The organism is Streptomyces kurssanovii (assembly GCF_040677245.1).
GTDB lineage: Bacteria > Actinomycetota > Actinomycetes > Streptomycetales > Streptomycetaceae > Streptomyces > Streptomyces kurssanovii.
Genome location: NZ_JBFAQK010000030.1, coordinates 16,882 through 36,754, shown reverse-complemented (window position 1 = coordinate 36,754; position 19,873 = coordinate 16,882). Strand labels below are relative to the sequence as shown.

General features: G+C 66.1%; 23 protein-coding genes and 1 pseudogene. 15 read left to right on the top strand and 9 right to left on the bottom strand.

What is annotated here, in order from left to right:
- Positions 1-299 precede the first annotated feature (299 nt).
- Together AB0K36_RS21260 and AB0K36_RS21255 are read right to left on the bottom strand one after the other, a co-directional pair.
- Positions 300-656, bottom strand: a complete 357-nt coding sequence (locus tag AB0K36_RS21260; protein WP_364596591.1) for a hypothetical protein — start codon at positions 654-656, stop codon at positions 300-302.
- Between the two features lie 139 nt (positions 657-795).
- A complete protein-coding gene (locus AB0K36_RS21255; RefSeq protein WP_364596588.1) occupies positions 796-1,752 on the bottom strand; it encodes a GlxA family transcriptional regulator in 957 nt (318 codons plus the stop codon).
- Between the two features lie 82 nt (positions 1,753-1,834).
- On the opposite strand from AB0K36_RS21255, the gene AB0K36_RS21250 reads away from it, so the two are divergent.
- Entirely contained in the window at positions 1,835-2,428 is a 594-nt protein-coding gene (locus AB0K36_RS21250; RefSeq protein ID WP_364596585.1) for an MBL fold metallo-hydrolase, read from the top strand.
- A 272-nt stretch (positions 2,429-2,700) separates the two neighbouring features.
- Here AB0K36_RS21250 and AB0K36_RS21245 read toward each other — a convergent pair whose 3' ends face one another.
- Both AB0K36_RS21245 and AB0K36_RS21240 read right to left on the bottom strand, forming a co-directional pair.
- A complete protein-coding gene (locus tag AB0K36_RS21245) occupies positions 2,701-2,925 on the bottom strand; it encodes a hypothetical protein (protein ID WP_364596582.1) in 225 nt (74 codons plus the stop codon).
- Between the two features lie 523 nt (positions 2,926-3,448).
- A complete protein-coding gene (locus AB0K36_RS21240) occupies positions 3,449-3,712 on the bottom strand; it encodes a hypothetical protein (protein ID WP_364596579.1) in 264 nt (87 codons plus the stop codon).
- A gap of 1,199 nt (positions 3,713-4,911) precedes the next feature.
- Between AB0K36_RS21240 and AB0K36_RS21235 the strand changes: the two genes are divergently transcribed.
- Positions 4,912-5,505: a DUF6221 family protein gene (locus AB0K36_RS21235; protein WP_364596693.1), complete on the top strand. Its 594-nt coding sequence runs from the start codon at positions 4,912-4,914 to the stop codon at positions 5,503-5,505.
- A gap of 207 nt (positions 5,506-5,712) precedes the next feature.
- On the opposite strand, the gene AB0K36_RS21230 is transcribed toward AB0K36_RS21235, so the two are convergent.
- Together AB0K36_RS21230 and AB0K36_RS21225 are read right to left on the bottom strand one after the other, a co-directional pair.
- Positions 5,713-5,994, bottom strand: coding sequence for a hypothetical protein (locus tag AB0K36_RS21230; protein ID WP_364596576.1), 282 nt, complete (start codon positions 5,992-5,994; stop codon positions 5,713-5,715).
- Between the two features lie 433 nt (positions 5,995-6,427).
- Positions 6,428-6,658: a hypothetical protein gene (locus tag AB0K36_RS21225; RefSeq protein ID WP_364596573.1), complete on the bottom strand. Its 231-nt coding sequence runs from the start codon at positions 6,656-6,658 to the stop codon at positions 6,428-6,430.
- Between the two features lie 460 nt (positions 6,659-7,118).
- Here AB0K36_RS21225 and AB0K36_RS21220 point away from each other — a divergent pair.
- Together AB0K36_RS21220 and AB0K36_RS34735 are read left to right on the top strand one after the other, a co-directional pair.
- Positions 7,119-7,413, top strand: a pseudogene (locus tag AB0K36_RS21220) (tyrosine-type recombinase/integrase); the annotation flags it as partial.
- Positions 7,414-7,826: 413 nt separating this feature from the next.
- Positions 7,827-8,435, top strand: a complete 609-nt coding sequence (locus AB0K36_RS34735) for a hypothetical protein (RefSeq protein WP_435877900.1) — start codon at positions 7,827-7,829, stop codon at positions 8,433-8,435.
- 332 nt (positions 8,436-8,767) lie between these two features.
- Here AB0K36_RS34735 and AB0K36_RS21215 read toward each other — a convergent pair whose 3' ends face one another.
- Positions 8,768-11,179: a hypothetical protein gene (locus AB0K36_RS21215; RefSeq protein WP_364596570.1), complete on the bottom strand. Its 2,412-nt coding sequence runs from the start codon at positions 11,177-11,179 to the stop codon at positions 8,768-8,770.
- A 480-nt stretch (positions 11,180-11,659) separates the two neighbouring features.
- Between AB0K36_RS21215 and AB0K36_RS21210 the strand changes: the two genes are divergently transcribed.
- Positions 11,660-12,220 (top strand): HD domain-containing protein, encoded by a 561-nt coding sequence (locus AB0K36_RS21210; protein ID WP_364596567.1) that lies wholly within the window; start codon positions 11,660-11,662, stop codon positions 12,218-12,220.
- On the opposite strand, the gene AB0K36_RS21205 is transcribed toward AB0K36_RS21210, so the two are convergent.
- Together AB0K36_RS21205 and AB0K36_RS21200 are read right to left on the bottom strand one after the other, a co-directional pair.
- Positions 12,208-12,678: an NUDIX hydrolase gene (locus tag AB0K36_RS21205; protein ID WP_364596564.1), complete on the bottom strand. Its 471-nt coding sequence runs from the start codon at positions 12,676-12,678 to the stop codon at positions 12,208-12,210. The genes AB0K36_RS21210 and AB0K36_RS21205 overlap by 13 nt on opposite strands.
- 34 nt (positions 12,679-12,712) lie before the next feature.
- Positions 12,713-13,444 (bottom strand): XRE family transcriptional regulator, encoded by a 732-nt coding sequence (locus tag AB0K36_RS21200; RefSeq protein WP_364596561.1) that lies wholly within the window; start codon positions 13,442-13,444, stop codon positions 12,713-12,715.
- 165 nt (positions 13,445-13,609) lie between these two features.
- On the opposite strand from AB0K36_RS21200, the gene AB0K36_RS21195 reads away from it, so the two are divergent.
- The 10 genes from AB0K36_RS21195 to AB0K36_RS21150 all read left to right on the top strand — a co-directional run bounded on the left by AB0K36_RS21195 (position 13,610) and on the right by AB0K36_RS21150 (position 19,829).
- Positions 13,610-13,966, top strand: coding sequence for an SCO3933 family regulatory protein (locus AB0K36_RS21195; RefSeq protein WP_364596558.1), 357 nt, complete (start codon positions 13,610-13,612; stop codon positions 13,964-13,966).
- A gap of 2 nt (positions 13,967-13,968) precedes the next feature.
- A complete protein-coding gene (locus tag AB0K36_RS21190; RefSeq protein ID WP_364596556.1) occupies positions 13,969-15,324 on the top strand; it encodes an FtsK/SpoIIIE domain-containing protein in 1,356 nt (451 codons plus the stop codon).
- Between the two features lie 88 nt (positions 15,325-15,412).
- A complete protein-coding gene (locus AB0K36_RS21185; RefSeq protein WP_364596553.1) occupies positions 15,413-16,075 on the top strand; it encodes a DUF2637 domain-containing protein in 663 nt (220 codons plus the stop codon).
- Between the two features lie 19 nt (positions 16,076-16,094).
- Positions 16,095-16,286, top strand: a complete 192-nt coding sequence (locus tag AB0K36_RS21180) for a mobile element transfer protein (protein WP_177150014.1) — start codon at positions 16,095-16,097, stop codon at positions 16,284-16,286.
- A 14-nt stretch (positions 16,287-16,300) separates the two neighbouring features.
- Entirely contained in the window at positions 16,301-16,495 is a 195-nt protein-coding gene (locus AB0K36_RS21175) for a hypothetical protein (RefSeq protein ID WP_159692395.1), read from the top strand.
- Positions 16,496-16,511: 16 nt separating this feature from the next.
- Positions 16,512-16,853 carry a SpdD-like protein gene (locus AB0K36_RS21170; protein ID WP_364596549.1) on the top strand — a complete coding sequence of 114 codons (342 nt, stop codon included), beginning with the start codon at positions 16,512-16,514 and terminating at the stop codon, positions 16,851-16,853.
- A 90-nt stretch (positions 16,854-16,943) separates the two neighbouring features.
- Complete coding sequence (locus AB0K36_RS21165) at positions 16,944-17,129, top strand: hypothetical protein (protein ID WP_364596546.1); 186 nt, start codon at positions 16,944-16,946, stop codon at positions 17,127-17,129.
- Entirely contained in the window at positions 17,126-18,487 is a 1,362-nt protein-coding gene (repSA, locus tag AB0K36_RS21160; protein WP_364596543.1) for a replication initiator protein RepSA, read from the top strand. The genes AB0K36_RS21165 and repSA overlap by 4 nt, the downstream gene beginning before the upstream one ends.
- Positions 18,484-18,693 (top strand): excisionase family DNA-binding protein, encoded by a 210-nt coding sequence (locus tag AB0K36_RS21155; RefSeq protein ID WP_364596541.1) that lies wholly within the window; start codon positions 18,484-18,486, stop codon positions 18,691-18,693. The genes repSA and AB0K36_RS21155 overlap by 4 nt, the downstream gene beginning before the upstream one ends.
- Positions 18,693-19,829, top strand: a complete 1,137-nt coding sequence (locus AB0K36_RS21150) for a tyrosine-type recombinase/integrase (protein WP_364596538.1) — start codon at positions 18,693-18,695, stop codon at positions 19,827-19,829. The genes AB0K36_RS21155 and AB0K36_RS21150 overlap by 1 nt, the downstream gene beginning before the upstream one ends.
- The last annotated feature ends 44 nt before the right edge of the window (positions 19,830-19,873 follow it).

Genomic DNA, 19,873 nt, shown 5'->3' with positions numbered 1-19,873 from the left:
GTCGCTGTGCCCGCGGGGCACGGTGGCCCTCACCTCGCGTGGGCGCCTACGCGGCATCCGCCGGATGTGACGTCATGGGCCGATCGTAGTCGCTACGCCGCACCGGGCCGGAGGACGCCGTACGCGGACGGCCTCCGGCGTGCGAGGACGCAGGCGCCCGCTCGCCGCCGCTTCGGCCATGCCGGGCAGCGGAGCCCCTCACGCGGTCCGGTGCGACACTCCCGCGGTCCGGTGCCGCAGTCCCGCGGCCCGGTGCCGCACCACGGTGCGCACCTCTACTCACGGGTCATCGCCACCGCTTACTCGCGGGTCATCGCCACCGCTGCGCCGCGTGCGGTGACAACGGTCAGAAACACCGTCACTCTGGCGCCGAAAGCGCTCGAGAGATCGATGGTCTCGCCGCCCTGTGCCCCGATGCATCCGAGGGTCATGCCCGTCTGGGCAGGGACGTCGAGGACCAATCCGTCCTGAGGGCCCGTCGACCCACTTCCCCGGAACTGGCTCGGGGGCGTCAGCACTTGCACGCCGCCCTGCGAGGTTTCGACGTTCCTGGCCCAGATGTGCAGGACGAAGTCCTCGTCGCTAGTCACATGAACGACGTTCTCGTTGTCGCCGAGACCGAAGTACCCGCGTGCGATGTGATCACCAGTCGGCATTGGAATCTCTCACCTTCGGCTTGATGCTGAGTCCCCGGCTCCCGCCACTGTGACGCGGGTCTTGGCGCTGGGTGAAGGCCTCACGCCGATCGAGCGGGAGCGCGCCGGGGGCGCGCGGTGGTGAAGATCAGCTCGGGAGCTACGGCGTGCGGGTGAAGGACCGGCGGTAGGAGCGGGGCGGCACTCCCCGACGCCGTACGAACTGTGCGCGCAGGACGGCCGCGCTTCCGAAGCCGACCAGGCGCGCGATCTCCTCGACAGGGAGGTCCGTGGTCTCCAGGAGTTCCTCGGCGCGGCCGAGCCGCAGGCCGAGCAGCCAGGCGTGCGGAGTGGTGCCGGTCGAGGCGGCGAAGCGGCGGGCGAACGAACGCCTGCTCATCAGGCATCGGCGGGCCAACTCCGCCACGGGAAGCGGCTCGTGGAGGTGCTCGCGGGCCCAGGCGAGCACGTCGGCAAGCCGGTCGTCATTGCAGTCCTCGGGGGCCGGGGTGGCCAGGTACTGGGCTTGTCCCCCGTCTCGGTGGGACGGCAGGACCAGGTCTCGGGCGATGGCGTTGGCCGTGGCGGCGCCGTACTCCCGCCGCAGGAGATGCAGGCACAGGTCGAAGCCGGCGGCGGCTCCCGCGCCGGTGACGATCCGGCCTTCGTCGATGTACAGGGCGTCGGGTTCGACGGTGACGTCCGGGTGACGTTCGGCCAGCAGACCGGCGAACCGCCAGTGGGTGGTGGCGCGCCGCCCGTCGAGCAGACCGGCCGCGGCGAGCGCGAAAGCACCGACGCAATGACCCGCGACCAGCGCGCCGCGCTCATGCGCGGTGGTCAGCGTCTCGAGCACGGCGGGCCCCGGCGGTGTACGGAAGTCCGCCCAGGGCAGAGCGATCACCAGATCGGAGGCGGCCAGCCGGTCCAGGCCGTGCTCGACCACGAGCGGCAGCCCGACATCACTGCGGACACGCCCCGGCCGGTCGGTGCACAGCGCGAAGTCGAAGCAGGGCAGGTCCGGGCCGCGCGCGTCGAACACCTCGGAGACGATGCCGACTCCGAGCACCCCGACACCGGGCGGGGCGTAGGCGGCGACTGTCACGAAGGGCGGCACGCGGGCAGTGTGGCACGATTCCTGCGATCGGTGGCAGTGCGGCCACTCGTGAAGAGGGTCGCCACACCGAAGACTTGGGGCCATGACAGACGCACCGCTCGGCCGCAGCGCCACCTACAGGATCCTGACCACGGGATACACCCTCTCCACCGGCCCCGGGGTGGCCGCCACCGTCTCCTACGTCAGCGACGGAGGACGCCACGTGATCGTCGACCCGGGCATGGTGGCCGGCCGCGAACGGATCCTCGGCCCGCTGGCGGAGTCGGGGATCGGCCCGGATGACATCACTGATGTGGTGCTCAGCCACCACCACCCTGACAACACCATGAACGTCGGCCTCTTCGGCCGCGCTCGCGTCCACGACCACAAGGCGATCTACCAGAACGACCAGTGGACCGACCGCGACGCCGAGGGCTACGAACTGACCCCCTCGCTCAGGCTGATCCGCACCCCGGGACACAGCCGCGAGGACATCACCCTGCTGGCAGGCACGGACTCGGGTGTCGTGGCCTTCGTGGGTGACCTGTGGTGGCGCCCCAACGGCCCGGTGGACGACCCGGTGGCCCCGGATCACGAGATCCTGCGCGCGTCCAGGCTCCGGGTACTCGCCGCCGCGGATCTGATCGTGCCCGGCCACGGCCCCGCGTTCCCGGCCGACGACACCGCGCCACGCTAGCGGCGATGAAAGGGACCCTGGGCGCGTCGGCGACTCCGCCACGATCCGTCGCTCGGTCTGCTGGAGTTACTGCTCCTGGACCTCGGCGGAGGAATCGGAGCAGGGTGAGCCGGCGGAGCCTGTCGGACACGGATCCACGCGCCACGAATCCACGCGCCGCGGATCCACCCACGAGTCTCGCCCTGGACCATCCCACCGTCCGACCTCCCCAGCGGCCTGCGCCACCAGAGAGGCCCGACCGGTGGGCGTCCGCACCCAGCGCCTGTTCGGTACTAGCCGAGAAGGTTGTTCAGGAGGCCGTCGGCGCGGGTGTTGGCGTTGTTGTTCTCCGTGGTGTGTGTATCGCTGTTGACGTTCGAGTTCAGCAGCGAGAGGTGATCGAGGGCCTGGAGGTTACCGAGGGCACCGTCAAGGATCCCTGCGTGCGCCGGCACGACGGCGAAGACGAGGGAGCCGACAGTGAGAGCGGCAGTGACGAGGATGTTTCGCTTCTTCATGCGTTGATCAACGGTGGCCATTGTGGAAGGTCACCGGGCCAAAAGAGCGATAGTGCTGCAACGGCTCCCGCGGCAGCAACTCGCGGTCACCGGGGGCGTCGAGCAGGTCGTCGAGATCCGCGCCGGAACAAACGACAACACCAAGACCCCGGACCCGTATCACCCCCGTCCCGCTGATGTGCGTGACCCCGCTGCGCTCAATGGCCCCCGACCTTGATCGACTGGGGGCCTTTGCACACTGGTGGGCGGAGAGGTCACCCGCCTGTGATCTCGCGACCGGCTCACCTTGCGTAGTTCGCGGTGCCGGCATCGATCCTCTCGAAGGCGTTCGCACAGGACTGTAGCCACCAGTGCAAAGACAGTGACCAGGGCACGTCATACCGACGACAGCCGACTACGAGCTGCCGCGGACAGAGAAACGTTGCCTGATGCGACATCAGGCAACGTTTGCGGAGCGGCAGAACGAGGACGCATCCGTGAGATCGACGATGACGAAAGCAGACGGCTGCTACAGGTCACCGCTCTAGGTCGCGGGGGCTCCAGCCAGCATCTTGGCGATGAGCTCCGACTTGTCGTCGATCTTCTTGGCGTCGACCGAACTCAGCTCGCGAGCGACTTGGTCAGCCTTGCCACGCAGCTCCTTGAGCACCGAAGTGTCGCTGTCTTCCCCCGCGGCCTGCTTTGTCGTACCGGCATCCGCCAAGCGCTGAGCGAGTCGGCACGTCTCGGTGTCGGGTTCGAGCATCGACAGCAGTGCGTAGAACTCGGCAAGTCGGGTGGTGTTCATCTGAGCATCCTTCCGAAGGCTGGAGCAAATCCACCATAGCTCTACATAGATCACGAAATGCGCAAACTCGCCATACGGCGTGTCTTGCTGCGCCCCGCCACGCCAGAGGCGCCACCCGCTCCTTGCGAAGCCAGCTGGATCAGCGACTCCACCATCGAGCCTCACGTGCCGGCGATACGAACGAGCCGGCCGACATGGGCGGTACGACAAGGGCCATCGTTGCCGGACAGAACACACAGAACCTTCGGCGGCTACCCCCGAGCCGGCTCGTCCCGGCCAGTGCGGTGAAACAAGACCGCGTTGCCGTCACCCAGTACCGTCAAAGGCCCCCAGCTGATCAGCTGGGGGCCTTTGCACTGGTGGGCGCGGACGATTTCAAACCGCCGACATCTGCTTTGTAGGTTCGATCAAGGACGCCACACCACAGGCACGCCGGGGCGTCCCGCCGCCGTGTGGGTCGTTCGCGGATGCGGCTGTTCGCCCTCGTCGATGTCAGCCGTGGATGTCAGGCTCGGAAGAGCTGGGGGTGCGGACAGAGTTCCAGCGGGTCGTCCGGACGGTCCGCCCACTTCCACCAGACGTGCCGAGCGGGGCAACGCCACAGCAGGCGGCAGGTTCTCGCGCCGTCATCTTCCCGGCCGGACAGGACGAGGCCGCCGGCCCTCATCGTCTGGGCGCACTCGGGACATGTGGGCGGAGCTGCTGCCATGGGGCGCAACCTACTTTGGTCCGACACAGCGGCACCATGCGCTTGGGAATCACCGAAGAAGACCGTCGCAGCCGCGGTACGAGATCCGCAGAGGGGACAGCTCTCGTGCTGGCCATGTGGCCCAACCACAACTGGATAGTCATGGTGGCTGAGTTCTACGTCGAAGCCACCGGGGACCCCAACAACAGTTTGCCCGCGCTGACCCCACCGACGACGAGTTTCAGCTCACGCAGCAAGAGGTTGTCGAGGCAATTGGTCATCTCGACCACGAAGATCGAGCCTAGCCGCCAGCCCCTGATGGCTGCGAGGCCGGCCATTTGCTCCGGCCCCGCGCCGCGCTCGGTGACTCCTGATCCGTAGCTCTAGCCGAATCGGTCAGTGACTGCCGTACCGGCCGCTGGGCGGGCCCGGAGGGACGCTACCGTTCGGAGGCGGTTGCTGGGGTTGCGGTACCTGACTGCTGTACCGCAGGATCCCGGCGGGGGTGACCATGGAACGGTATGAGCTGGAATCGCTGTTGGCCGGTGATGACGAGGCGTCCGTGATAGCTCTGGCCACCCTCCGCAGCGGCGCCACCTACTGGGTAGGAGACCGGGCACAACCCGCAGGCCAGCATGCCGGAGTCTTCAAGCGCCGACTGCAACGCATGCGCATGAACGGACTCGAACCTCTTGGACTGGAACGCGCAGTGCAGCTCGTCCGCGAACATGGCCGGCCCGTGCGCACAGGGATGATCGATTCTGCCGATCGGACATGGACCACCCTGCTCTTCCTCACCGAGGACGGCAGCGCCCTAGTGGCCTGCGCCGGCTGGCTGCGGCCGCTGGTCGTCAAGATGCTGAAGTTCCTTCACGCCCAGTGCGAGGCGGACAATCACGCCTATGCCGAGGTGAGCTACCGCTTCGGCGGCGATGCCCTGCTCGACAGTCACCTGCCGATGCTCGACCTTGTCGACATGCTGGCGCGGGACTACGCGGCCATGGATCCCACGGACCCACGCTTCGCCGGCCTCACATACGCCCTTCGCGTACTCGCACAGTCCTATGCTGAGCACCCCGACTACTGTGAGCTGTGGCGTCCCTAGAGTTTGATCAAGGGGACCCTTGAAGAGGGTGGAGTGTGCAGCTCGGCAAAGGGTCGGAGTGCCGGGCGCTTGAGCACCTGTTTGGAAGACGCCGTTTGCGGGATGGCTGACCTGCGGCGTCGCTGGCCTGCGGATGAGTATTACTGGTGCCCCTGTTGCCCGTGGTTCCCGCCCCTCCTTGCCGGTCGGGCACCTGACGGGCACGGGTCAGTGGCGGTACCTGGCCTGGTGTCCCACGACGTGAAGCAGGAAGTCTTCGATCGTGGGTTCGTCACCAGCCGGTGCGAGTGTGATGCCGAGATCATCGACGGCTTGGAGAGCTTGGTCCGTCGCAGAGCCGTCGGGGTCGTGACTCTCGACCGCCGCTGTCCAGGCTTCGAAGACCGGCCGAACCTCCTCCCAAGCGGGAGTGGCAGCAAAGTCGCAGAGGAACCACGGTTGATCTACCCCTGTGGGAGTGAGCACTGCCAGGAGCGTGTTGCCCTGCATGAGTCGCAAGGGTTGGAGGGTCACAGTGCCTCCTCCTGGGTGGGGGATGAGGCCCGCACGGTACCGCGAGGTCGTCGCAGATGCTTTGGGCGGGAGCTGCCATGGGGCGAGAGATCGAGGCCCGGACGCTGGTCAGCGAAATCGGGCAGTCTGTGGACCTGGCCGGCAATGGCCCGATGTGGGCCCCGATCTTCGGGGCTCGTCCCATGGTGGCTGCCTAAAGCCGTGGAGCCGACCGTCTCAGCCACATTTCGGGTTCATCCCCCTCAACCCTCCGCCGTTGGCGTGCGGCCGGCAGCCAGCGGCCGGGCCAGAGCGGGGCGAAGACAGGAGCGCGGCCCGAGTCGCCGGGCCTCGCGACGCCGCACTGTGCGCGGCGGATGCGCCTTGAATTCGTAGAGAAGGCTTCTATCACCAGGGCTACGGCGCGCTGTCAGTGCCCAGTCATGGCGTTCACCGTGAGAGCAGTGATTCCAACCGTGCCCATAAGGGCGGCGAAGGCTCCGAATCCCCGAGCGAAGCCACGCGGGAGGACGTCGTTGGGCCTGCTGTAGACGAGGCTGGACAGGAAGTCCAAGAACCGTTCTGCGGCTTGGCGATAGTCCGCAGCTAGGAGCACGCCACCCACTACCAGGATCGCGAAGAGGGCAAGCTCCGAGAGCACTGGACTCCTCCTCGGCGATGTCTCGTAGGTGTGAAGACAGTAGACGACGCCCAGGTGGCTCTCACTCCTGGGCCCGCAAGGTGAACTTGGGCAAGACGCAGGAAGGCGAGTTGAGAAGCCGGACAGCGAACAACGCTTGACAGCTGGTGCACACCAGTTGGAACGCGAACGTCAGCGGTGCTATCGCGAGACTCCCGCAAGCCCAGCGCAGAAGCGGCGCCCTACCGCCAAGCAAGCCGCCGCTCCGCCCTAACAGGGAGCTTCCATCATGTCGTCGTTCAAGATCGACACGACCGCTGTCGTCTTCGTCGCCGTCGAGCCCAAGGCGAAGGTCATCAACAAGAGCCGCCGTCCGTCGAGGTACGGGAGATGTCGCCGTGGTCGTTGGACGAGACGGTGGGCTTCCTCGCCGCTGCTCGTACGGACGTGTTGCTCCCCTGCGCTGGCAGCGTCTGCGCCAGGCTACGTCTTCACCATCCGCACCGGGCAGCCCATCGAACCCTGGAACCTGTACCGTTCCTTCACTCGCGTCGCGGACTCTGCCGGCCTCCGCGTGATCCGGCTGCACGATGCCCGGCACGGCTGCGCCACCCTGCTCACCGCGGCTGGGGTGGCTCCTCGCGTCGTGATGGAGATCCTTGGGCCCAGCCAGATCAGCATCACCATGGACGTCTACACGCACGTCGTCCGGGACACGCAGCGAGGCTGTCAGCCACATGGACCGGATGCTCAAGAGGCGGCCCGGCCGTGAGTGACCGCGCCCGTTGATGTCACATATGGATGTCAAAGGCCCCCAGCCATGATCGGCTGGGGGCCTTTGTGCTGGTGGGCGCGGACGGTTTCGAACCGCCGACATCTGCTTTGTAAGACTGGCGCGGGTGGTGGACCAGTCTCGGCTGGTCAACAGGCTTGGGAAACCGCCGAGCCCGGCGACGCGCTTCGCGCCACTACATACCCGAGTTGACCGCGGCTGACCGCTCGATCTGGCACGGATCTGGCACGTCTGTCATGCGGAACCGACGCCACCCGGATCCCAGCAGACGGATCTTCTGAGTGCTTCATGCTCCCGCCATGCGCCCATGCCATCTTGCGTGCACCGCAGTCAGGACGCACGGTTCACGTGTTACTGCTCGGCGTGTTCGGCGCTCATCAGGGAGGGCGGTACCTCGTGGGCTCAGCAAGTGAGTGGGCACGTGAAACGTTCGGTGACGCAGCTGACGAACTCGTTGACTTGATTCCAGCTTGCCTCTTGCGGGCTCACACGAGGGCTCGCAACGGGCATGAGGGCGTCCGCACTCAGACCTTAGAGGCGTACGGCCACGGGCTATACGCCGTGCAGTACGAGGAACTTGCAACTGGCCTTGGCGCCCTGACGGATGCCACGCCAGTGCGTCTTCAAGGGCGCACAATGGTGATCATTGCTGACCACGTGATCTACCCGATTCGCTACGCAAAGAGGGACGTCCCAGTCACAGCGGCCCGCTTGCGGCGAGCGACAGGGTTCCGTGCCGAACTCATCCGCCGGCATGGGCCGGAGCCAAGGCAACAGGTGCTTGACCTTGGCATGGATGAACTCGAAGAGTCCGAAGCGCACCCCGACCTTGAGCTCCTGCCAGAGGACGTCCGGCTGGTCCTGGTCGCCTACGCGTGCTCCATGGACCAAGGCGTGATGCGTGCCGAGTGGGGATCCGCGGAGCTACGACGGGAGGATCGGTACCTAATCTGGCACCACCACGAGCCGCTACCTCTCGATGGTCGATTGACCACCGCCTTGTAAGTTCGATGCCCCCTCGATCCTGCCGGGGGGCAGCCCGGCCACGCTGGTCATGCCAGACCGCTTAGGAGCGCTGGCGTTCGGTGCCGTTGATGGCACTTGTGGATGTCAGTTCAGCCCCAACTGCGGGCGCTCGCTGGCACGATGGTCCGGTAGTGGACCTGGGGCGCATTACGTTCGAGATCCCGGCTTGCTAGGTTGTGGCACGAACTTTCGGCGGACGAGAGTGAGCCATGGCCCGAATCTGAAACCCGAGCAATCACCTGTACACGCGACCGACGTGTCGCCAGGCTCGGCAGCCAGGATCCCTTTGTATCGCTGTAACCGCGCCTCCACTAGCTAACTCGTGCCGCTTCATCGAGAGGACGTATTAGTTCACTCGCGCCATCCACAGAAGCTCGATATTTGGGCCAATCGGCCCAAATTTCATCATACGTGGACCGAGTTCCGATCGAAAACCTTAGGACCTCGGCAGATTCCTTGAGGCGGGCTGCAGGGATAATGAATTGGTCCCGTGCTAGGCCAGGCATTCCAGAACGACCGATTCCTGATGGCCGCTGAGCGATGTACTCGCGCTCGCGGTAGTCCTTAAAAGAAAATGAAGCTCGCCCTGCCGAGTCACGAAAATGTCCTGCTGGTCGAAATGCCATAGGGCACAATCCTGACCGTTCGGTGATGTCGATGAACTTGACAATTGAATCGAGGAATTGCGTCAACTCCTCCTTGGTGGGGAAATCATCTCGTGAGTGCTGGAGCTGATTCCGTACGTTCGATACGTTGCCCGATTCCAGGATTTTTGTGATGTCGCCTAGCAAACCGATTATGGTTTCCTGCGAGTCAGCTCCCAAGTCCAAGAATGGCAGAGTGTGAGAGAATGCGAAAGGAGTCAGTTCGGCCGACGCCGCGTATGAAGGCATCTCGGATTCCTGTCGCCTGTACTGATCGGCGTCATCCAACGCGGCGGAGAGGAATTTCTTGAGGCGGGCGAAACCCGAGATCAACGGGGCCAGTGTATTCTTACCTTGCGCGTCGTAAATGATGAATTCGCCTGACGAGGGACCTCGTCGCGCTGAGGAGCTATTGAGTATCTTGGCCATCTGCTCCCTGGCCTCGCTGTGGCGATAAACGAACCTGGATTTCGCCGACCAGTGGTCGAACGTGAGAGCCCAAGCACTGAAGGCCAGAGTTGCATCAAGGGCGCTCTCAATTGACGAGAACAGAGGCGAGGACTCCCGCTTTATCTCATACTTCTCTGTATCGCTGTAAGCCGTTACGCCGGCGACCGCTTGTGCGAAAACCTCCTGGTTTTTTCGCAATGGACCGAAGGCTTCATCTGTGCTCTTAACGTTGAATCCTAGCTTCCAAAGAAGTAAATTCAAGATTTCTGAATCTTCGAGACGTTCGAGTTCCAGGCTGTTAGGAATTCCACACTTTTCGGCGGCCAGTGTAGTCGGCCCCGGGCCAACGAGTATCAGATGGCGGAGCACTTCTGCCGGTTCCTCGCTCCTGAGGAATTGGTCGAGCCGTTCCTCTGCCGACTTTCCCTCAATGCGGCGGAGGCGCCAGTCTAGATCTCTCCGTGAAGTTTCATCCGACAGGTCGTAGATTGAAGAGATGAGACGTTGAAGTCGCACTACTGCTAGCGAAGTGTCGTCCGGCAGACTCCTGACCCCATAGCGCGAGCACTCGGCCGAGAGGTTGTAGTACCCCCCGGAAATATCTAGGATTCTAGGACGTCGAACTTCATGCTCAGGGATTCTTATCACCTTCGCATGAATCGCCTCGTCTATGCAGGAGGAAAGTTCTGTGCTACTCAGAAGGAGAAGAGACTGAATCCTTGCCGCTTTATCGAGACCGTCGATGTAATCCTGTGGGTTGCCCGCCGTGATGCCGTTATAGCTGAGCGCAGCGCGCAGGGGCGAATCTTTTCCTCTGAGTGCGACAAAGATAAGAGTATTCAGCTCGTCCTCGGTGAAGCATTCACCAAGGAGGGGAACTTCGGCAACGGTTTTCTGATCTCCGTAAAATTCGCAGAAGTCGTTGTCTATCTCCAGGAAGAAGTCGCGAAAAGAAGCAGGCTGCCCGAAGTCCTTCTCAAGGACTTCCCTTACTCTCGTTCGTGTCTTGTGGATCTGACTTGGCGTGGTCTCAAGGTAAGTTCGGTGAACAGTCCGACAACTTCTTTTCTCGCAGTGATAGAGCGGCACGTTGATTAGAGGGGGAAGGCCTCTAATGCCTCGGCTCGTCAGAATGCCTAGCGGCCCAGTGACCAGATCGAAGGATTGAAATACCCCCCGAGGAGTTCCTTCTAGTAGACGGGCGGTTTGACTTTCGTCTAGCGACACTGGCACATGTTTGAATATTTCGAATGCCTTGTCGTAGAGGTCGCGCCCCCATACGAAGGGGTGTAGGATTTTCCCGGCCTCAATTTCCTCGTTCAGTGCGGTAATCAAGCGTGGCAGGTCGGTTGCTTTATGATCGATTAGCAATTCTTGGTGGAAGACCTTGAGGAAGCATGCCAGCCTGACCTCTGCCCACTTGAAGTTCCGCGCTCGCATAACGTGGCGGCAGACCTCTTCGCCATGGGGTGTAAGCACAATCGGATCGATTAGCTTGGACGGAACACGGTACCGTGTAGGCAAGATGGAATCGCTCATGAACTCCTGGATAGCAATCAGCCGGAGTAGTTTGATGCGTTCATCCGTGTCTGGATACATCGCCCTAAGATCACGAACCGTGTGCGGCATGCAAGATCCTCCGTTCCCCAGCCGTAGGGTAGCCCCGAATCGGGCTGTTTGTGCAGGGTTCGAGGAGATCGGAGCGGTGATTTATGAGGTCGGCGGAGCGGCTTTGGGCTGGAGCTGCTTTGGCGCGAGTGATCATGGCCCCGTAAGCTTCCGGCGCGTCGGGCAGTCTGTGGACCTGCCCGGTAAAGCACGACGTTGGGGCCATGATCTTCGAGGCTCGCGCCAAAGTGGCTGCCTAAAGCCGTGGAGCCGACCGGCCTCAGCCACAGAGGGTGTCTCCCACTTCATGCCCGCAGCCGCCGAGCGCGCCGCCGGGCGCGGCCAGCCGGGGCGGAGACAGGAGGCAGGCCGCGCCGCAGAGGCGGCGCGCGCCCGCGCCGTGCGCGGGCCTTGATCGAGTAGAGAAACTCTTACCGCGCTGATCCCACGGCCTGCGGTCGGTCTGTCGGCCTGTCCGTCTGCTGCGTTACGGTGCTGGTCATGCCTTCTGCGCTGGATACGCCTCAGGGAGCGGCCGAGCTGGCCGAGTCGTTGCTGCCACCGCTCGGGAACCGTTGGCTGCACACTCAGGCGGTCGCAGCTCGGGCTGTCGAAGCCTCGGAGGCTCTGCCCGAGAACGAACGGGACCTCCTCGTCGCCGCTGCCTGGCTCCATGACATCGGGTATGCACCCGAGCTGCGTGACACCGGCTTCCATCCGCTTGACGGTGCCCGGCATCTGGCCTCGCTCGGTGCGCCTGATCGTCTGGTGCGGCTCGTGGCCCATCACTCCGGCGCGGTGTACGAAGCAGAGCAACGTGGGCTCTCGGCTGAGCTGGCCGTGTACGAGCGGGAAGACTCCCCCGTCCTGGACGCGCTGATCTTCGCCGACATGACCACCGGCCCCGCCGGGCAGCGCTTCGACTTCGATAAGCGCATTGACGAGATCCTGGTTCGCTACGAGCCCGGCAGCGAAGTGCACAACGCGATCAGCAAAGCCCGCCCGTACCTCGGGGCCGCTGTCGAGCGGACTCTCGCGCGGCTCGGTGATCAGCCGATGTAGGGCGTCGTTTCGCCGGAGAGGCCACGATCGATCCGCATCCGCATCGACGGATGGATGTTCAGCTCGTCGAGCCGGTCCGGCCGGACGAAGGCGACTTCCTTGCTCTCGCTGCTGGTGCGCAATTCTCCACCGGTGATCTTCGCTGTGAAGCAGATTGAGAACTGTTGCCGTACCTCGCCGTCGTCGTACGCCATGACGTGCGCCGGGTTGGTGTACAGGCCGACCAGGCCGGTCACCTCGACCTCGAACCCGGTCTCTTCCTTCGTCTCACGTACCGCAGCGTCTGCGGCAGACTCGCCAACATCGACGCCGCCGCCGGGCAGGGCCCACAGATCGTTGTCAGTCTTGTGGATCAGCAGCACTTCGCCAGCCTCATTGAGGGCAACGGCGGTGACGGACGGGACGATGCTGTTCGCCTTCGGAGCGTTCGGATCGTTGAAGTAGTCGATGCGGGCCATGACTCCAGCGTCGCATGCCCGTCGCCGACTGCGGTTACGACGGGGTGCCCTGCTCCCATGCGTAGTCGAAGCTCTTCATGTAGTGGCGGAACGTCCGGGCCCCGGGGATGTACCGGAAGTGCAGGACCGGGTTCTGTCCGGCCGGTGCGCCGAGAACGTGTGGGTTCACCAGGACGTCGTCGTCGAACCGGTAGATGGAGTTGTAGAGGATCGTGTCGTGGAGCCGGACCTCGACGCCCGGCGTCCTGGTTGCTGGTTCGAGGTAGCGGCGGGTGATCCGTGCTCGGGCGGCAAGGTCGCTGCCGATGCCCTCTTCCTCGCCACGCTGGCGGACCATGTCCGACTCGGGGTCACCGAGGAGTACCCGGACCTGGGCCCCTGCCTTGGCCTTGTCGGCGAGCTGGTCCGGCAGGTCGGGGTGGCTGTCGAAGAGGAACAGGCCCGCGTACACGAGGATCTCGACGTTGCTGGACGCCTGCTCGATCAGCGATGACCAGAGGGTGGCCGGCACTGCTCCGCGATGCGGGTAGTACGTCACCAGTTCCGAAGTGCTGGCCGTCTCCGCCTGCTTCGTCACCGCGGGCCAGAGGTAGACCTCGTCCACGCCGAGGAAACTGGACGCCTTCCACCGGTGACCTCGGTGTGGCGTGCGGTCCGTCGTGATCCAACGCTCGACGCTCTTGGGATCCACTCCGACGTGCTGCGCGACCGACTGAACGGTCTCGCCCTTCGCCGAAATCGTCGCGCGCAGACGCTCGTTCGCCATCTCGGTATCGCCCTCACCTGGGGGACGCTAGGGACGTTTTGACGATAGCTCAGACGTCCCCAAACGTCCATACGGGCCGTGATGTGTCCATCACTTGCTGCGGTCTCCTGATCTCACCGCCCGATACGGCGGTCCGAATCACCGTCAACTACAGGAGACAAGACGATGCGTCAGATTCCAGTCGATACCACCGGCGCCGTCGTGATGGTGGCCCAGCCCCCGCAGCCGAAGATCGCCAACCGTCAGACCGGAGAGGTCGCCACTGACCGGGACACCGGTGCACCGCTGATGACGATCGACGTCATGTTCGTCATGAACGGCAACGCCGAGATCCTGAGCCTGACCGTTCCGGAGACCGGGTTCACCGGCGAACTCACCACCGGCACCCCGGTCGGCCTTACCGGCGTCGTGGCCCGCCCGTGGGAGAACGAGTTCAACGGCCAGAAGCGGCACGGCATCAGCTTCCGCGCGATCGCCGTCACCTCCCTGGCGGCCGACGCCAGCAAGCCGAAGGCGGCCTGATCGTGACCGGGACAGCGATCGGCCTGCTGGCCGTCGTCGGGCTGGCGCTGCTGCTCAAGTGGCGCCGCCCCGCCTGGTACTGGCTCGCCTTCGGCATCGGCCTCGCGGCCCTGCGGGTCCTGATCCGGTACGCCTCGGTCATGGACGCCTGCGGGCTCACTGTCCCGCCGTCCCGGTGGCGGCTGGCCTGGGCTCGAATCGCCCGCCGGCCGGTTCCGAACCCCCGGCCGCCGCGCATCCTGAGCCTGCGCCCGACCCGCACAGGACTGGTGCTGCGGCTGGGACTCCGGCCCGGTCAGGACGCCTTCGACTTCGCCGCCTCCACCGACCGGCTGCGGCACTCTTTCACCATGCAGGGCGTCACCTCCCGCGAGATCAAGTCGGGTGTCGTCGAGCTGCGGATGACCGGATACGACGTGCTCAAGCGGGTGCAGATGCCCGCGAGGGTCATCCGTGAAGGCCTACGCATCCCCGTCGCCCTGCGGGAGGACGGGGAGGTCCACTACCGCGACTACCGCCAGGTGCCGCACGCCCTCAACCTCGGTGCCACCGAGTCCGGGAAGTCCGTCTACCAGCGGCAGTTGGTCAAGGAACTCGCCGCACTCGACGTCGCCCTGGTCGGCATCGACTGCAAGGAAGGAGTAGAGCTCTACCCTCTCGCCCGACGCTTCTCGGCGCTTGCCGACAATGCCGACGATGCTGTGGACCTGCTCGACGTCCTCGTGGAGAGGATGGCTGCAACGTACCGGATCGTCCGTCGCGAGCAGCGCATCAGCTCGGACGTCCCGGACGCAGAGATCACCGCCGACATCTGGGGCCTGCCGGATCACCTGCGCCCGACTCCGATCGTGCTCCTGGTCGACGAGGTGGCCGAACTGTCGCTGTTCGCCAACTCGGCAGAGAAGAAGCGGCGCGAGCGGATCGTCACCGCACTGGTCCGGCTCGTCCAGCTCGGCCGGGCTGCCGGCATCTACGTCGAAATCTGCGGGCAGCGCTTCGGCTCCGAACTCGGCGACGGAATCACCATGCTCCGCGCCCAGCTCACCGGCCGTACGGCACACCGGGTCAACGATGAAGCCTCCGCCAAGATGGCGTTCGGCGACATCTCCCCGGACGCCGTAGTTGCCGCCACCCAGATTCCCGCGAACCGCCCCGGCACCGCCGTCGCCGGTGACTCGACCGGCGGCTGGGTCCGCATCCGCACCCCATTCACCTCGCTGCGCCAGGCCGTGAACGTCTGCAACGCCAACGCCCACCGCACGCCGGACCTGCCGGAGCTGGCTCCGTTCCGGCCGCTGCCGCCCACGGTCTCGCTCGTCAAAATCCCGGCCCAGGCAGAGGCACCAGCCTCCGTCTGACCCGCCCCGTACGCCGGTCGGCGCGACCGTCTCGCGCCAGCTCCCTACCCCCGCCATGCCCAAAACGCCCTGCAAAGGAGGTGAAGACATGACCCGCAAGCTGCGCATCGACGCCGTCTTGGTACAAGCCGTGATCGCCGGGGCCCTGTCCTTCGCCCACCTGCACGACCTCGCCGCCGCTGCCGGACAGACCGGCTGGAAGGCATGGGCCTACCCCGTCTCCGTCGACCTGCTCCTGGTCGCCGCCTGGCGTCGCCTGCGCAACGACGGACCCTCCCGGCTCGCCTGGTGCTGGTTCCTGATCGCCCTGGTCGCCTCCCTCGGCGCGAACGTCGCCACCGCCGGATTCCTCGACCTCCAGCACCCGCCCGCCTGGCTGCGCTTCGGCATCGCCGGATGGCCCGCCCTCGCCTTCCTCGGCGGCACCCTCCTCGCCCACTCACCCACCGCGACCGACCCCGCCCATGAGTCGAAGCCGGAGCCTGAGCCGGTCGAGGTTGTGCCGGCCCAACCCGCCCCCGCCTCTGAGCCCGAGCCGGTCGAACCTTCGGACCCTGCTCCGGCCCTGACCGCCGCTGAGCCTGCTGCCGCTCCGGCTCCGCCGGTCCCGGTCGCGCTGGTCGACCACGCCCGCAAGGTCGCCGACGCGCACCGCGCCGCCACCGGCACACGGATCGACACCGACACTCTGCGCGCCCGCCTCGGCGTTCCGGCCCCGATGGCCGACGCCATCGCCGCCCAACTCGCCTAATCAGAAGGGACAACCCGCCATGTCTGCCCGCGACTTCTTCCACTCCGTCATGCGGATCGGCCCGGTTCAGGTCGGCACCCACCGCGACCGGCACGGCCGTACCAAGCACGCCGCCGTCTGCACCGCCGACCGCTGCGGCTGGTCCTCCGACTACACCAGCCGCTCGGCCGCCACTCTCGCCGCGCGCACCCACCGCTGCCGCATCGCCTGACAGGAGGCCAACCGATGAACGTCGAACTCCCGCTGATCCTCGTTATCGCCGTCTTCGGCTACTTCGGCATCCGACTCTTCCGCCCGCCGACCTGGCTGATCGTCGTGCTCCTCCTCGGCGGCTTCCTCCTCGCCGACACCTTCCTGGCCCCTGCCATCGAGTCCGGCACCCGCACGGGCGTCGACGTCGTCAACGAGACCCAGAAGTAAGCGAAGGGAAACCGTCATGCTCCGCCCGCGCATCCCCACCATGCCGCCCCCGACCGGCATCGTCACACCGCTCGCCGTCCAGCCGACCCGCGTCGAGCAGCAGCATTCCACTTCGGCCTGCACCTGCCAGCACACCCCGCCTGCTGCTGACGTGCCTGCGCCCGTCCCGGCTCGGCCCGCCGTCCAGATGACTCCGGGCACTCTCCTCGCCCTGGTCGCCGGTGGTGCCGGAGTCGTCCTCGTCGTCGGCGCGGTCCTGGTCTCGATGCTCCTGGCGGTCGCCGTCACCGCCGCCTCGGTCGCGGTCTGCGCGCTCGTCGTCCGCTCACTGCTCAACAACCCGCGCAAGCGCTTCTGACCGGCCCCGGGGCGGTCGTCAACCGCCAAGTCACCGCCGCCCCGGAGCCACACCCCAACCCATCCCGAAGGACAGGAAGGAACACCCATCATGACCGACCGCATCACCGCCCCCGCGCGGGTCTGCTCGAACTGCGACGGCTTCCCCACCGTCCGCGTCACCCTCGGCGGCCGCGACCGCCACGGCAACCTGCGCACCATCACCGTCCACTGCCCGGCCTGCCACGGCACCGGCACCCGCCGGCCGATCCCCGCCCGCATCGAGGTGGCCGCGTGACCGACACCGCCACTGCGGCGGGCCTGGACCCGGCCACCCTGGACGATGTCCTCCGGGTGGCCGGGTCCCCCGGCTTCGACCGCTGGAAAGACCAGGTGCACCGCACCGGCGGCTGCTCCGACCCGATCCACCTGACCGGCTGGACCCTCGCCAAGGACAAGACCACCGGCGAGACGCTGCGCCGCTACTCGACCGACACCGAGCCGGACGGACGGCTCCGCGTCGCCTGCGGCAACCGCCGCGCCTCCCGCTGCCCCACCTGCGCCTACACCTACGCCGGAGACACCTACCACCTGATCCGCGCGGGCCTGGCGGGCGACGAGTCCAAGGACATCCCGGCGACTGTGCGGGATCACCCCCGCGTGTTCGCGACGCTCACCGCGCCCTCGTTCGGCCCGGTCCACAACCGTCCGGACCGTGGCGTCTGCCGCTGCGGCACCCGCCATCCCGAGGACGAACCGGCGCTGGGCACCGCCCTCGACCCGGCCACCTACGACTACGCCGGGACGGTGCTGTTCAACAACCACGCCGGGCAGCTCTGGCAGCGCTTCACCACTCGCCTGCGCCGCGAGATCGCCGCCCGCGCCGGACTCTCACAGCGGGAGCTGAAAGACGTGCTGCGGGTCTCCTACGGCAAGGTCGCTGAGTTCCAGAAGCGCGGCGCGATCCACTTCCACGCCGTGATCCGCCTCGACGGACCCGACGGCCCCGACACCGCTCCGCCCTCGTGGGCCACGGTGCAGCTGCTCAACGACTCCATCCGCGCCGCCGTCGCCCACTCCTACACCTCGATCACCGTCCCGGCCGCCGGAGACCAGCCCCGCCGGCCTTTCCGCTGGGGCACCCAGCTCGACATCCGACCAGTCAAAGCCTTCGGCGACGGTACGGACATCACCGAACAGGCCGTCGCCTCCTACGTCGCCAAGTACGCCACCAAGGCAGCCGAGACGACCGGCAGCCTCGACCGCCGCATCGGCAACCGCGAAGTCCTCGACCTCCTCGACGTGCCCGACCACCCCCGCCGCCTCATCGAAGCCTGCCTCGACCTCGCACCCCTCTACCCCGACCGCAAGCTCGACGCCTGGGCCCACATGCTCGGCTTCCGCGGCCACTTCTCCACCAAGTCCCGCCGCTACTCCACCACCCTCGGCGCGCTGCGCCAGATCCGCGCCGACTACCGCGCCGCCCAGGACCACGACGCCCTCGGCGACCCGGACACCGTCCTCGTCCTCGCCTCCTGGGAGTACGCCGGACACGGCCACACCCCCGGCGAATCCGCCCTCGCCGCCACCATCGCCCGCGACATCCAACTCAACCGAGAAACCGCCCGCGAAGCCCTGGAAGGGAGCAAGCTGTGATCGACCGTCTTATGACCGTGACCCAAGCTGCCGAAGTCCTGGGTACGACTGAGCGGTTTCCTCGTCGGCTCATCGCAGAACGCCGCATCGTCTTCGTCAAGGTGGGACGGCATGTCCGCATCCCTGAGAGCGCGTTGGTCGAGTTCATCTCAAGCAACACGGTCCAGCCGATCGTCACTCGCTCCTGGCTCGGGGCGGTGGCCTAATGGCGAACACCAAGGGGAAGCGTCGCCGCTTTGGTGCGGTGCGCAAGCTGCCCTCGGGGCGCTTTCAGGCTCGCTACCAGGGTCCGGACGGGCTGCTGCGTTCCGCGCCCGAGACGTTCCCCTCGCAGACCGATGCCGACCGGTGGCTCGTCCGCAAGGAAGCGGAGATCATCGACGGCCGATGGAAGAACCCGGACGACAAGGTCCTCTTCGGGGTGTACGCCGACGCCTGGTTCAAGGAGCGCGACTACGCAGCGACCACCCGCGAACGCAACGGCAGTGCGCTGCGCCTCCACATCCTGCCGACCTTCGCGGACGTAGTCCTGAGTGAGATCACGACACCTCAGATCCGTCGCTGGCGTGCCGGCCTTCTGGAGTCCGGCGTCGGTGAGCCGACGGTCGCGAAGGCGTATCAGATCCTCCGAGCCATCATGAACACCGCGGTTGACGACGAGGTGATCCAGCGCAACCCCTGCCGCATCAAGGGCGCCGGGGCAGCCAAGACAGCCGAGCGCCCCTTCCTCGAGGTCTCCGAGGTCTTCCAGCTCGCCGACGCCGTGCCGTCCCGCTTCCGCGTGTTCATTCTCCTGGCAGCCTTCACCGGACTTCGCTTCGGGGAGCTGGCCGCGCTCCAGCGTCATGACGTCGACCTGGAGCGGCGAACTGTCGCCGTGCGGCGTGCGCTGGCGGAGACCCGCACGGACGGCATCCTGCTGAAGACGCCAAAGAGCGCCGCCGGTGTCCGCACCGTGGCCTTCCCGGCCTCGCTGACGGCGGACCTGGCAGCTCATCTCAACGCGTACGCCGAGCCGGGCCGTACCGGGCTGGTGTTCACCGGGGCACGGGGTGGGCAGCTTCGTCGGAACAACTTCCGCCGCCTGTGGCTGCGGGCCCTGGAGACGACCGGCCTCGGAGACGTGCACTTCCACGATCTGCGCCACACCGGGAACACCCTCGCCGCGACCGGCGGTGCGACGACCCGTGAGCTGATGCAGCGGATGGGGCACTCCTCGGTGCGGGCCGCGCTGATCTATCAGCACCTGGTGAACGGCCGTGACCACGCCATCGCTGCGCACGTCGACGAGCAGATCAGGAAGGTCCGGCCGACAGACTCCGACGAGGATTCTGGCACGTAACTGGCACGACGCCTCTCCCCCGCCCCCGCGGCCGAGGAACGAAC